This is a genomic window from Mesorhizobium sp. STM 4661 (assembly GCF_000359125.1).
Lineage (GTDB): Bacteria > Pseudomonadota > Alphaproteobacteria > Rhizobiales > Rhizobiaceae > Mesorhizobium.
This window is the reverse complement of sequence record NZ_CAAF010000017.1, coordinates 20,298-33,605: the sequence shown is the minus strand read 5'-3', so window position 1 is coordinate 33,605 and position 13,308 is coordinate 20,298. Positions and strand designations below refer to the sequence as shown.

The 13,308-nt window shown below is 65.5% G+C and carries 12 protein-coding genes; 2 read left to right on the top strand and 10 right to left on the bottom strand.

Annotation, left to right across the window (positions count from 1 at the left end; translation table 11 throughout):
* Positions 1 to 10: 10 nt before the first annotated feature.
* From MESS4_RS04975 to MESS4_RS04950, 6 genes are all read right to left on the bottom strand, one after another.
* The gene (locus MESS4_RS04975) at positions 11 to 343 is read right to left on the bottom strand and encodes a metalloregulator ArsR/SmtB family transcription factor (RefSeq protein WP_006327282.1); all 333 of its coding nucleotides are present in this window, start codon (positions 341 to 343) and stop codon (positions 11 to 13) included.
* Between the two features lie 146 nt (positions 344 to 489).
* Complete coding sequence (locus MESS4_RS04970; protein WP_006327279.1) at positions 490 to 1,983, bottom strand: efflux transporter outer membrane subunit; 1,494 nt, start codon at positions 1,981 to 1,983, stop codon at positions 490 to 492.
* 11 nt (positions 1,984 to 1,994) lie between these two features.
* Positions 1,995 to 5,153 carry an efflux RND transporter permease subunit gene (locus MESS4_RS04965; RefSeq protein ID WP_006327278.1) on the bottom strand — a complete coding sequence of 1,053 codons (3,159 nt, stop codon included), beginning with the start codon at positions 5,151 to 5,153 and terminating at the stop codon, positions 1,995 to 1,997.
* A gap of 3 nt (positions 5,154 to 5,156) precedes the next feature.
* Positions 5,157 to 6,437 (bottom strand): efflux RND transporter periplasmic adaptor subunit, encoded by a 1,281-nt coding sequence (locus MESS4_RS04960; RefSeq protein WP_036240734.1) that lies wholly within the window; start codon positions 6,435 to 6,437, stop codon positions 5,157 to 5,159.
* A gap of 278 nt (positions 6,438 to 6,715) precedes the next feature.
* The gene (locus tag MESS4_RS04955) at positions 6,716 to 6,904 is read right to left on the bottom strand and encodes a hypothetical protein (RefSeq protein ID WP_244441051.1); all 189 of its coding nucleotides are present in this window, start codon (positions 6,902 to 6,904) and stop codon (positions 6,716 to 6,718) included.
* A gap of 132 nt (positions 6,905 to 7,036) precedes the next feature.
* Positions 7,037 to 7,717 carry a hypothetical protein gene (locus tag MESS4_RS04950; RefSeq protein ID WP_006327274.1) on the bottom strand — a complete coding sequence of 227 codons (681 nt, stop codon included), beginning with the start codon at positions 7,715 to 7,717 and terminating at the stop codon, positions 7,037 to 7,039.
* Between the two features lie 211 nt (positions 7,718 to 7,928).
* Here MESS4_RS04950 and MESS4_RS04945 point away from each other — a divergent pair, with 211 nt between their 5' ends.
* Together MESS4_RS04945 and MESS4_RS04940 are read left to right on the top strand one after the other, a co-directional pair.
* On the top strand, positions 7,929 to 8,657 hold the full coding sequence (locus MESS4_RS04945; protein WP_006327273.1) for a response regulator: 729 nt from the start codon (positions 7,929 to 7,931) through the stop codon (positions 8,655 to 8,657).
* Positions 8,654 to 9,922 (top strand): ATP-binding protein, encoded by a 1,269-nt coding sequence (locus tag MESS4_RS04940; RefSeq protein WP_006327272.1) that lies wholly within the window; start codon positions 8,654 to 8,656, stop codon positions 9,920 to 9,922. The genes MESS4_RS04945 and MESS4_RS04940 overlap by 4 nt, the downstream gene beginning before the upstream one ends.
* Positions 9,923 to 9,959: 37 nt before the next feature.
* Here MESS4_RS04940 and MESS4_RS04935 read toward each other — a convergent pair whose 3' ends face one another.
* From MESS4_RS04935 to MESS4_RS04920, 4 genes are read right to left on the bottom strand one after another with little or no spacing between them, the layout of a single operon-like run.
* Entirely contained in the window at positions 9,960 to 10,997 is a 1,038-nt protein-coding gene (locus MESS4_RS04935; RefSeq protein WP_006327271.1) for a TonB family protein, read from the bottom strand.
* Positions 10,994 to 11,461: a TonB system transport protein ExbD gene (exbD, locus tag MESS4_RS04930; protein ID WP_006327270.1), complete on the bottom strand. Its 468-nt coding sequence runs from the start codon at positions 11,459 to 11,461 to the stop codon at positions 10,994 to 10,996. The genes MESS4_RS04935 and exbD overlap by 4 nt, the downstream gene beginning before the upstream one ends.
* Before the next feature lie 11 nt (positions 11,462 to 11,472).
* On the bottom strand, positions 11,473 to 12,408 hold the full coding sequence (gene exbB / locus MESS4_RS04925) for a tonB-system energizer ExbB (RefSeq protein ID WP_006327269.1): 936 nt from the start codon (positions 12,406 to 12,408) through the stop codon (positions 11,473 to 11,475).
* A gap of 38 nt (positions 12,409 to 12,446) precedes the next feature.
* Positions 12,447 to 13,232 carry an ATP-binding cassette domain-containing protein gene (locus MESS4_RS04920; protein WP_006327268.1) on the bottom strand — a complete coding sequence of 262 codons (786 nt, stop codon included), beginning with the start codon at positions 13,230 to 13,232 and terminating at the stop codon, positions 12,447 to 12,449.
* Positions 13,233 to 13,308 lie beyond the last annotated feature (76 nt).

Below are 13,308 nucleotides of genomic sequence, written 5' to 3'. Positions count from 1 at the left end.
TGCCTCCCTTCTAGCACTTACAGGTCACAGCCTGGATGACGGGCTGGCAGAGCTCCGGCGCGCCGTTGCAGCAATCCTCCATGAGGTAGGCAAGCAGATCGCGAAAGCCGGTCATGTCGGCGACGTAGCGGATCGTTCGGCCCGCGCGCTCGGCGCGGACGAGGCCGGCATGGTCCAGCACTTTCAAATGCGCCGACATCGTGTTCTGCACCGCATCGAGGCGTGCGGCGACCTCGCCGGCCGGCACTCCGTCGGCGCCCGCCCGGACCAGCAAGCGAAAGACCTCGAGCCTGGTGTCCTGGCCAAGTGCTGCCAATGCAAGGAGGGCGGCTTTCTTATCCATGTATCCATATATCCACATATCCGGAGTCAAGGATATTTAGGATCAACATATGACAATCGGATGACACCAGGCAAGCGTCCCCGATCCAGATATCCAGATCTCGCCGATGTCCTATCTGAACGGAGGGGCGCCTCTCGGCCTGGGCCTCAAGGCTTGGACGCCAGCCGCGGGCCGGTCTTGACGTCGACGATCTCGGGCTTGGCTGCATCGATCGTGCCGTCCCAGCCACCGCCGAGCGCCTTGTTGAGCGCGATGTAGTCGGTGGCGATGGCGATGCGGCTTTGCAGCAGATCGTCCTCGGCCGAGTACAGCGAGCGCTCCGCGTCCAGCACCTCGAGAAGGCTTGTCTCGCCGGCCTTGTAAAGCGTGCCTTCGAGGCGCGCCGCGTCTGCGTAGGATTTCGCGGAAGCAGCGAGCTTGCCGCTCCTGATGCGCTCCTGGCGTAGCGAAACGAGCGCGTTCTCCACGTCCTCGAGCGCCGTCAGCACGGAGGCCCTGTAGGCGATGAAATACTGGTCGCGCTGGGCTTTGGCGACCTCGACGGCCGCCTTCAACTGACCGGCATTGAACAGCGGCACGCTGAGCGTCGGCCCGAACGACCAGCCGATCGAGGAGTTCTTGCCGAGATCGCCGAGCTTGAAGGCGGACGTGTCGATGTCTCCCGTCAGGCTGACCGAGGGATAGCGCGCCGCCTCGGCCTGGCCGATCCTGGCGGTATATTGCGCGTATTGCCGCTCGGCCATGCGCACGTCCGGGCGCGAGAGCAGGATATCGCCCGGAATCCCGGTCGGGATCGGCAGGCGTGGTGTCGGGATCGGCGCGCCGCGCTTCAGCCGCTCGTTCAAGACAGAAGGCGGCCGGCCGGTGAGCACCGAAAGACGGTGCACCGCTTCGGCATAGCTTGCTTCCAACGACGGAACGTCGGCTTCCGTGCTGCTTGCCTGTCCCATGGCCTTGGCGACATCGGCCGCCGTCGCCGTGCCGGCTTGCGCCATGGTACGGGTGAGCACCGCGGTTTGCGTTTGCGAGGCGGCCGCACGCCGGGCGAGCTGGATGCGAGCCTGATAGCCGCGAGCCTGCGCATAGGTGGACGCCACGTCGCCGACGAGGGTCAGCAGCGTCGAGCGCAGCTCCTCCTCGGCGGCGTCCAGCCCATAGCGCGCAGCCTCGATGCTTCTGCGGTTGGCGCCGAAAAGGTCCAGTTCCCAACTGGCATCGAAGCCGGCCTGGTACTGGCTATAGGCATCGCTGGCGGTTCCGCCTGATGTGGTCGCTGCCGTCTTGTTGCGTGTGGCGGCTGCCGAGCCGTTGGCGGACGGGAACAATGTGCCTGCGCTCTGGCGATAGCTGGCACGCGCTTCGCGGATCCTGGCCTTGGCGGTTGCGACGTCGAGATTGCCGGCAACCGCGTCCTCAATCAGCTTGTTCAACTGAGGGTCGCGCAGGCGCTGCCACCATTTCGACAGTTGCGCCGGCCTGGCGGCCTTTGCTGTCTTCTGGCCGCTCCAGTTCGCCGGCAACATCGGCAGAAGCGGCTTCTGATAGTCCGGGCCGACGACGCATCCCGCGAGCAGGACAGCGGTGAGAATAGGCACGATCGTCCGCCTCGCGGCCACCGAGCCACGTTCGAAACCTGTCATACGAAAAACCCTTATTGCTGGTTGGCTGTTACCGGTGGTGTCTCGCCCGTATCCTGCCCAGTATCCTGCTTGGCCGCCTTACCCCTAAAGATGCGCCGCACCGTGACGAACAGCAGCGGCACCAGGAACACGCCGATCACCGTCGCCGCGATCATGCCGCCCATCACGCCGATGCCGACGGAGTTCTGCGCGCCCGAGCCGGCGCCGCTGGCAATTGCCAGCGGCGTCACGCCGAGGATGAAGGCCAGCGACGTCATCAGGATCGGCCGCAGCCGCTGGCGCGCCGCTTCCAGCGTCGCCTCGACCAGCCCCATGCCGGCGGCCTGCCGCTCGATGGCGAACTCGACGATGAGGATGGCGTTCTTGGCGGCAAGGCCGATCGTGGTCAGCAGCCCGACCTTGAAATAGACGTCGTTGGTCTGGCCGAACAGGCTGGCCGCCAGCAGCGCGCCGAAAATGCCGATCGGCACCGAGAGCATGACCGCGAACGGGATCGACCAGCTTTCATAGAGCGCGGCCAGGCACAGGAACACGACCAGTGCCGAAATCGCGTAGAGCGACAGCGCCTGGTTGCCGGAAAGCCGCTCCTGATGCGATAGCCCGGTCCATTCGTGGGAATATCCCGCTGGGAGCTGCGCCACCAGCCTGTCGATCTCGTCCATGGCAGCGCCCGAACTGACGCCAGTGGCCGCCGCGCCCTGGATCTCGACCGCGGCCGAGCCGTTGTAGCGTTCGAGCCTGGGCGAGCCGAACGTCCAGTGGCTGGAGGCGAAGGCCGAGAACGGCACCATGGCGCCGTTGGAATTGCGGACCTGCCACTTGTCCAAATCTTCCGGCTGCATGCGGAAGTTCGCGCCCGCCTGCAGATAGACCGGTTTCACCCGCCCGCGATCGATGAAGTCGTTGACGTAATCGCTGCCCCAGGCGCTCGACAGCGTGTTGTTGATGTCGGCGAGGCTGACGCCCAGCGCACTGGCCTTTTCCTGGTCGATGTCGACCGAAAATTGCGGCTGGTCCTCCTGGCCGTTGGGGCGGGTGTTGGCGAGCACCTTGCTCTGCCCGGCAAGTCCGAGAAGCTGGTTTCGCGTCTGGATCAGCGCGTCATGGCCGGCGCCGTTGACATCCTGCAGGTAGAAGTCGAAGCCGTTGGTGTTGCCGAAGCCTTGAATGGCGGGAGGAGCGAGCGCGAAGACCTGGGCATCCCTGATCTTGGAGAAGGCACCCATCGCCCGGCCGGCGATGGCCTGTGCGGCCATGGCCGGCGATTTGCGCTTATCGAAATCCTTCAGCGGCACAAAAGCAATACCGACATTCTGCCCGGCGCCGCCGAAGCCGAAGCCGGAGGCGGTGAAGACACCTTCGACCGCGTCCTTTTCGTCGTTGAGATAGTGATTTGTCACTTCAGCCAGCACGCGCTCGGTGCGGTCCTGCGTCGCGCCAACCGGCAATTGCACGCTGGTGATCAGGATGCCCTGATCCTCTTCCGGCAGAAACGAGCTTGGCAGCCGGGCAAACATCCAGCCCATGGCAATGACGATGGCGAGGAAGACGACGAGGAAGCGCTTGCCCCGGTTGATGATGCCATGCGAGCCGTCGCGATAGGCAAGCGTGCCGCGATCGAAGACACGGTTGAACCAGCCGAACGGACCCGTCTGTGTCGCATGGTTCTTGGCCGGCTTGAGGATCGTGGCGCAAAGCGCCGGCGTCAGCACCAGCGCGACCAGCACGGACAGCACCATCGCCGAGACGATGGTCACCGAGAATTGCCGGTAGATGATGCCGGTGGAGCCGCCGAAAAAAGCCATCGGCACGAACACGGCCGAAAGCACGGTGGCGATGCCGATTAGCGCGCCGGTGATTTCGTTCATCGACTTGCGCGTCGCCTCTTTCGGCGGCAGGCCCTCTTCCTGCATCACGCGTTCGACATTCTCGACGACGACGATGGCATCGTCGACGAGCAGGCCGATGGCCAGCACCATGGCGAACATGGTCAGCGTGTTGACCGAATAGCCGAACAGGGACAGCACGCCGAACGTGCCGAGCAGCACCACCGGCACGGCGATGGTCGGGATGATGGTGGCGCGCAAATTCTGCAGGAAGACGAACATCACCAGGAACACCAGCACGATCGCTTCGGCCAGCGTCTTGACCACCTCCTCGATCGACAGTCGCACGAAGGGCGAGGTGTCGTAGGGATAGACGACCTCGACGCCTTGCGGGAATGTCGAGCTCAGGCGGTTGATCGTCGTGCGCACGGCCTCGGCGGTGTTGATGGCGTTGGCGCCGGTTGCCAGGTTGACGGCGACGCCCGCCGCCGGCTTGCCGTTGTAGTTGGCTTGCGTCGTATAGCTTTCGGCGCCGAGTGCGACGGTGGCGACGTCGTTGAGGCGAACCAGCGACCCGTCCGTCTGGCTCTTCAGGATGATGTTGCGGAACTGTTCGGCGGTTTGCAGCCGGCTCTTGGCAGTCACCGTGGCGTTGAGCTGCTGGCCCTTGCGCGCCGGCAGGCCGCCGAGCTGGCCGGCTGAAACCTGCGTGTTCTGCGCCTCGATTGCCGAAGCCACGTCGCTCGGCATCAGGGCATATTTGGCGAGTTGGTCCGGGTCGAGCCAGATGCGCATGGCATAGCTGGAGCCGAACAACTGCGTCGAGCCGACGCCTTCAACGCGCTTCAGCGTGTCGTTGATGGTGCTGTCGACATAGTCGGCAAGATCCGTCGAGTTCATCTTGCCGTCGCTCGAGACGAAGCCGATCACCATCAGGAAGCCGGTCGAGGATTTGGAGACGGTGATGCCGTTGCTCTGCACCACCTGCGGCAGCTGCGACTGCACCAGCTGCAGCTTGTTCTGCGTCTGCACCTGGGCAGTGTCGGGATCAGCCGCGGTGGTGAAGGTCAGCGTGATCGAGGCCGAACCGGTCGAGGTCGACGTCGCCGTCATGTAGTCGAGATTGTCGATGCCGGTCATGCCTTGCTCGATGACCTTGGTCACCGAGTTTTCCACGGTCTGGGCATCGGCGCCCGGATAGGTCGCGCTGATGTTGACCGTGGTCGGCGCAATCTGCGGATATTGCGAGATCGGCAGCGAGGTGAGCGCGAGCAGGCCGCCCAGCATGATCACGATGGCGATCACCCAGGCAAAGATCGGCCGGTTGATGAAAAAGGTGGACATCGCTCAGTTCCCGGTCGAGGCGCCAGGCGCCGGTTTCTGGCCACTATCGGCTGCTTGCATAGGAGCGGGCGCGGCCGAGGATTGACGCTCCTTGACCTCGCCGGTCGTCTCGTCGATCGTCACTTCGACACCCGTTGCATCGCCGCCGGGACGCACGAGCTGCATGCCCTCGACAATGACGCGGTCGCCGTCGCCGACGCCGGAATCCACCAGCCAGTTGTTGCCGACGCTGTTGCGCACGGCGAGTACACGCGTCTCGACCTTGCCCGCGGCATTGATGACCATTGCCGTCGCCTCGCCCTTGGTGTTGCGGCTGACAGCGCGCTGCGGCACCAGGAAGCTGTTCTGGGCGACGCCCTCCTCGACCAGTGCCCGCACATACATGCCGGGCAGGAGCAGGCGGTCCGGATTGGGGAACTCGGCCCTCAGCGCGAAAGTGCCGGTCGTCTGGTCGACATTGGCGCCGGCGAATTCCAGCTTGCCGGTCTGCGAATAGATGGTGCCGTTGTCGAGCTTCAGCTTGACGCTGACATTGGGGCCGCTGAACTTCAGCCGACCTTCATTGATGGCCTGGCGAAGATTGAGCAGATTGGTGCTCGATTGCGTGACATCGACATTGATCGGATCAAGCGCGCGTATGGTGGTCAGCACGGTGTCCTGGTTGGCGGTGAGGAGCGCCCCAGGCGTCAGCGAGGATTTGTCGATACGGCCGGCGATCGGCGCTGTGATATTGGTGTAGTTGAGATTGATGCGGGCGGTTTCGACGCTGGCCTTGGCCGACGCGACATCCGCGTTGGCCTGTGCCAGCGTTGCCGCGGCATCGTCATAATCCTGTTTGGAGACGACGTTCTGCTTCAGCAATCCGGCGTAGCGGTCGAACTTGGCTTGCGCGCTCGGCACTGCCGCCTCGGCCTTCTGCCGAGCCGCGACCGCGCTGTCGTAGGCTGCCTGGTAGCTTGCCGGATCGATGAGGTAGAGCGGCTGCCCCACCACTACCTCGCTGCCCTCCTTGAACAGCCGTGCCTGGATGATGCCGTTCACCTGGGGACGCACATCCGCGGTAAGCGAAGCTGACGTGCGGCCCGGCAGTTCGGCGGTGATCGCCACCGATTGCGGACGCAAGGTGACGACGCCGACCTCAGGTTTGCCGACACCGCCCATGCCTGCCGGGGCCTTGCTTTGCTCCTGCGAGCAGGCCGCCAGAAGAAGCGCCGCGCACAGCATTCCGGCCCAGGGCGCGAGTCGGGATGTCGGCTGAGAAGACTGGCTAGACTGTGTAAGCATGGCCTGGAGCATCTTTCGCTGGAGTTGCGGTCGAAGAGATGAGTACTCCGGTCTCGGCGACCGTTGTGATGGCAATGGGCCACGCCCACCTGCAGGCGACGTCGAGCAATACCTGGAAGCGGCTCATGCCACGCTCCTTTCGCGCGACAAGAGCGCACTTTTGGCCACGATGCCCATCGGCATCAGTATGCCGATCAGCGGTTAGATGCCAAGCGCCTTGCCGGAGAAAGAGGTTGCCATGGCGATCAAGGCAGTCAACACGACCACCAGGATATGTCCTACGCGATCTTGCGGTCATGATTTCCGTGGCTGTTGGGCCGCTCAGAAACTGGCAGCGACAGGCGCCACGCGGCGAAACTCAATCGGATCGCGCCCTTCAGCGTTTCGATCGGCAGGACCGGCGGCGTGGCGCGACCGGCATGGCCGAGCGGGAATTTCGGGCTGACCGATGCGATCAGCCGCAGCATTATTAGGGCTTCCCACATGTCGCGGTTCCATTCCATGATTTCGAGCAGTCGGACGGCGGGGCGCCCGCCGTCCGACGAAGAGCCGGCCGGCCCGATAGCGGGGTAGGCCAACGGACCGGCCGGTGCAGCCGGTCAGAGTTGCTCGCCCGTCCGGGGTAGGGGTGGCGGGAGCGGCCTGCCAGAATCGGGCAGGCCTCCGGGGCCGGCTGCATCATCCGGCGGATTGCCCCATGGGCCGCGGGGTGGTCCATGAGGTCTGTCCGCCGAAGCAAGGATTTCGAGCTGTTCGGCCGTCAGCTTGGCACGAAGTGCGGCGATCGCATCCTTCAGCTTTGCGGCCGAGGCGGCGCGAGCGGTGACATCGTCGGCCAGTCTTTCCTGGAAAGCGAAAGCGCGCGGAGCCTTGGCGCCGGGCGCTTCCGCGTCGGCTACATCCGGGCCATGATCGGGCCGCGCCAGCACCGCTTGCAGCGCGCTGGTATAGTCGCGCCAGGCGTCGAGCTGTTCGGCCCTGACGCCGACGCGGGTCTCGAGCGCGGAAAGCCGGGCGGCAAGCCTGAATTCCGGCGGCGGCCCCATGCGGTGCGGCTCGCCGCCCTGCGAATCGAAGCGCTGCGGGCCGAAACCATCCGGGCCGGGCCGCATCGGTCCGTGTGGGCCGGGCCACGGCATCGGGCCGTCATCCGCCCCGCTCTGCATTGCTGCGACCCGCGGCTCCCCACCGGGTCCACCGGCAGGGTCGGTCGGCTGCGCCAGCGCCGGATGGATGAGCGCGATGGAAAAGAGGCCGAGAGCAAGAAGTCTGCTTTGCATGATGTAATCCTTTCCCGCATGCTTCGGATGGCAGCAGGATAGGAAGCGTCCTTTTCTCCTTTGCTTCGCTCTGTTGCCAAAGGTTTCCAGAAAAGGGAGATTTGTTTCCGAATGTTTCTGCCTGTCTGACGGAAACATTCAGTTGCAATTTTCCATGCCGCTCGCCCACCGCACTCCCTATAATCGGCACGGAACAGGCAACGGACTGACAATGCAGTCACCACCCCATATCCTCGTCGTCGATGACGACCGCGAGATCAGGACGCTTCTCCAGCGCTATCTCGACGGCCAGGGCTTTCGCGTCTCGGTGGCGGCGGACCGGCGCGAATGCGAGCAGAAGCTTGGCTCCGGCCAGTTCGACCTGATCGTGCTCGACGTCATGCTGCCCGATGGTTCGGGGCTCGATATCTGCCGCAGCCTGCGTGACCGCAAACCGCATATCCCGGTCATCCTGCTGACGGCGCTGAAGGAGGATGTCGACCGCATCATCGGCCTGGAGCTCGGCGCCGACGACTATCTCGGCAAGCCGTTCAATCCGCGCGAGCTCACCGCCCGCATCCGCGCCGTGCTCAGGCGCTCAGTGCCCGAGGAGGCGCCCGCTGCGCCGCGCCCGCGCATCTACCGCTTCGCCAGCTACAGGCTGGAGCCGGACACCCGCAAGGTGACCGATGCGCAAGGCGTGGCCGTCGATCTCACCGGCGCCGAGTTCGACCTGCTGCAGGTGTTCCTCGACCGTCCAGGCCGGCTTCTGTCGCGCGACCAGCTGCTCGATCTGACCCAAGGCCGCGAGCGCGACCCGCTCGAACGCTCGGTCGACGTATTGATGAGCCGGCTACGCCGCAAATTCGCCGACGCCGGCGACGGGTCGCTGTTCAAGACCGTGCGCAACGGCGGCTACCAGCTCACCGCGCGCGTCGACACGGTGGAGAGCCACGCGTGAACTCGCTGCGCCGGCGTCTCATCCTGTTGCTGGTCGCCTCGATCGTCGGCGTGGTTGGCCTGGCGACGGCGGCCGTCATCAGCGTCCGCGGCGGAGGGCCACCGCCGGAATTGACCATGCCCTGGGTTGCCCAACAGGTGGAAATCGTGATGCGGCTCCGCCCTGGCCAGATTCCGGACGTCTTCCCGGTGGAACTGAGCGACCATCCGGCTGGGGGCACGGTGGACCGCGCGGAAACGGCGATGCTCAACGACATCCTGCGCCGCCGGGGCCTCGACGTTTCGGCCGTCGTCAGCGAGAAAGCGGAAGAGCCCGGTCAGCTTGCATCGGTTCGCCTGCCCGACAACCGATGGGCGATCATGGAGGTTCCCCACATCACGCCGCCAAAACGCGAGTGGCTGGTTCTCGCCGGCTGGATCTCGCTGATCGTGGCCGGCGCCACGGCCGTCTCGGTCTATTTCACCGCCGTGCTGATCCGGCCGCTTGAAATGCTGGAGGCCGCCGTCTCCAAGATCGGGTCGGATGGCGTGCTGGCTGCGGTGCCGGAAGTGGGATCTGCAGAGGTCAAGGCGACGGCGCATGCACTGAACCAGCTCTCTTCCCGGCTGAAGACCGCCATGGAGAGCCGCATGCGCCTCGTCGCCGCGGCGGGTCATGATTTGCGAACGCCGATGACGCGCATGCGGCTGCGCGCTGAATTCCTGGCGGACGACGAGGAACGCGAGAAATGGCTGCGCGACCTCGAGGAACTCGACCGTATTGCCGACAGCGCCATCCGGCTGGTGCGCGAGGAGGTCGACCAGGATGCCGTCGAGCCGGTCGACCTTGAAAGAACGGTCCGCGACATCGAGGCCGAGATGGTTTCGCTCGGCCATGCCGTGTCGATCGGCCATCTCGACAAGGTCTCGGTCAGGGCAGGCGCGCTCGGCCTGCGCCGCGCGCTGCGCAATCTGATCGTCAATGCCGCAACGCATGGCAAGGGCTGCGGCATCTCCCTGTCCGCGGCCGACAACCGCGCCACCCTCACCATCGCCGATCGTGGACCCGGCATTCCGCCGGAGCTGCTCGGCAAGGCGTTCGAGCCCTTCTTTCGCGTCGATCCCGGCCGCCGGCAGTCCATTCCGGGCGCCGGCCTCGGCCTCGCCATCGCCAAGGAAATCATCGAACGCCACGGCGGCACCATCGCACTGGAAAACCGCGCCGGCGGTGGCCTTTCGCAAAGGGTGGCTTTCGACGCTGTTTCCGGTGTAGCCGTTCGACATTAGGATCGCTCTCAGCGACCGGCATCGTCATATTGCCTGACTACTGCATGCTGAACCTAAAAGGTACATCGACACGCGGATTAACGCCTTCCGGTGGCGCCGGTGCCGTGGCGCCTTGCAGTATGTTGCGTACGCTGCGGTCGAGATCGGGATCGCCGGAAGAGCCTGTGATGCGAACGGACGTCACCCGGCCGGAGGTGGCGACCGTGAAGGAGATCCTCATGGTTCCTTCCACGTGGCGGGCGTTCGCGGCCCTCAGACGGCGCTTGTGCCGATTGAGCCACGATGTCAGCTGCGAATTCCACTTCGACGAGTCCCCCCGGGATGCCGAGGCAGCAACCTTGGCCGATTTCGGGGCGACCGCCCTGGGCGCGGGCTTCGCAGCGACGCTGGCCGTCTTCGTCCGAGGCGGCGCCGTCTTCTCCTTCTTCGAAGGCTTCTTGACCTTTTCGACGGGCTTCTTGGTCTTGGCTTCAGCCGGCTTCTTCACCTTGACCGGCGTCTTTGCCTTGGGCTCGACCGGTTTCGCCACTTTGGTCTCGACGGGAGCTTCGACCGGCTTCGGCTGCGGCAACGGAATGACCACGTCCGGCGCGACGGTCTCGACGATATCGGGCACGACCTCCTCCAGCAGTGGCTGGTCGACCCGTTCAGGCATGGGCGGTGGGCTAGGCTCGATTGCGTCGGTCGCAGCCGCTTGCGATGGCTCGGCCGCCGGCTCCGCTTGCTCGACAGGCGGCTCGGCCACTGGCTCCGCCGTCTCGACGGGCGATTCGGGCTCCGTCACCGGCTTGGCTTCGGCTGTCTCGACCTCCTCGATCGGCTCCGCCGGATCTGGCGTCACCACATCCGACACGTCAGCCTCCGCCGGCGGCATGATCACCATTGGCGACAGCTCGATCACCTGCGCCGGCGGCGGCCCGCCATCCATCTCGGCTGGTCTCAAGTCTTGTACCGCATAGGCGATAACGACATGCGCCGTGAGGACCACTGCCGCCGCCGCCGCCCACAAGACGATCTGGCGCACGCCGAAACGCGGCAGGCCGACCATGGGCGAAGCGGTCGCCAGCGATGTCATTGACCCGTTCCGTCTTGCGGTGCCGGTGTCGCGGCATCGGCCGCAGGCAAGGTCTCGAGGCCGACCAGTGCGATCTTCAGATAGCCGGCGCCGCGCAGAAGGTTCATCACCTCCATCAGGTCGCCATAGCCGACCGCCTTGTCTGCGCGCAGGAAGATGCGCGTCTGCTTGTCGCCTTTCGTCCTGCCGTCCAGCGTGGCGGCGAAGGCGCCGCGCGGCACGCTGTCGTTGCCGATCGCCAGGCTGAGGTCGTCTTTCAGCGTCAGGAACAGCGGCGTCTCCGGCCGCGGCGCGGGCGTCGCCGTCGAGCCCGGCAGGTCGACATTGACGTCGACTGTCGCCAGCGGCGCCGCGACCATGAAAATGATCAGGAGAACCAGGATGACGTCGATGAAAGGGGTGACGTTGATCTCGTGGTTTTCCTCGAGATCGCCGTCGATATTCTCTCGAATTCCAGCCGCCATGGCACCGCTCCTTATTCCGCTGCCAGCGCCGTTTCCGGCGCCACGTTGCGGAAATCCAGATCCCGGCTGACCAGCCGTTCGACCCCGGCCGAGGCATCGGCGAGGATCTGCCGGTAGCCGGCTATGGACCGCGCGAAGACGTTGTAGATGACCACCGCCGGGATCGCCGCGACAAGGCCCATCGCGGTGGCGAGCAGGGCTTCCGCTATGCCCGGCGCCACGACGGCGAGGTTGGTGGTCTGCGCCTGCGAGATGCCGATGAAGGCGTTCATGATGCCCCAGACGGTACCGAACAGGCCGACAAAGGGCGCGGTCGAGCCGATCGTCGCGAGCACACCGGTGCCGCGCGACATGCGCCGCGCCGCCGCCGCCTCGATGCGCGACAGGCGCGAGGTGACCCGTTCCTTCAGCCCGTCGCCGGACACATGCTCGAGCGCGCCGGCCGAAAGTGCTGCCTCTTCCTCCGCCGCCCGCACCAGCAGGGCTCCAGGGCCGCCTGTATGGCCAAGCGCGCGCCTGGCCTGGTTCAGCGAGGCGGCGTTGCCGATCGCGCTGGCCGCGCGGCGGGCATTGAGCTTGCCGCCGAGGATCTCCAGCGACTTGGCCAGCCAGATCGTCCAGGTGACCAGGGAGGCAAAGGCCAGCCCGATCATCACCCCTTTCACGACGATGTCGGCCGCCATGAACATGCCCCATGGCGACAGATCGTGCGGCAAGGTCAGCGATATCGCCGCGGGATCCGCCGCCGCTTGCGTGGACACGCCGGCTTCGAGCGCCGCGGTCACATCGGGCGTCCCGGCAGGGGGCGAGGCGGCGGCAGGAGGCGAAGCGGGAGCGGGCGTCTCGATCGCCGGGGCGGAGCCTGCCGGTTGCTCCTGGGCAGCAGTGCCACCAGCCGACAGGATGACGGATGCGATCAACGCCGCGAACAAACCATGTCTGGACAAGGGCTTCTTCCTTATTCTCGCAATTCTCACAACTGGCCTCACTGCACATAGCCGATGGGCTGGCCGGTGACGGGGTGCGCGAACACGCCCATCTCGACGCCGAAAATGCCTCTGAGCACGTCGCCCTGCATGATCTCGTCGGGCGTGCCGCGCGTCAGCAGCCTGCCTTCCTTCAGCGCGATCAGCTCGTCGCAGTAGCGCGCCGCCATGTTGGGATCGTGCAGCACCACGACGACGCAGAGGTCGCGCTTGCGGCTGAGCTCCCTGACCAGCCCCAGCACCTCGACCTGATGGGCGATGTCGAGCGCCGAGATCGGCTCGTCGAGCAGCATGACACCGGCATTCTGCGCCACCAGCATGGCCAGCCATGCGCGCTGGCGCTCGCCGCCGGACAGTTCATCCACCAGCCGGTCGCCGAAATCCGCCATGTCGGTCAGGACAAGCGCCTCGTCGACATGGCGCCTGTCCTCGTGCCCGAAACGGCCGAGCGCGCCATGCCAGGGATAGCGCCCGAGGCTCGCCAGCTCACGCACGGTCAAGCCGGTCGCCGCCGGCGTCGTCTGCGGCAGATAGGCGAGCGCTCGGGCCAGTTCCCGCGCGCCCCACTGCGCCAGCGGGCGCTGCGCGAAGGTGATGCCGCCGGCACTTGCCGGCTGCTGGCGCGCCATGAGCTTGATCAGCGTCGATTTGCCCGAACCGTTGTGCCCGATCAGCCCGTAGACGCGCGAACGTTGCAGTTCGAGCGTAACAGGACCGAGCAGCGTCCGCTCGCCGACGGCAAAGCGCACGGCTTCCATATGGAAGGCAGTCTGATTTCCAGCCACGGTGTTGGCCTCTCTCCAGCTTCGCTCGCGCGCTTTCCACGGTTGACTATGAAACATGACTTTACTAGTCAACAAT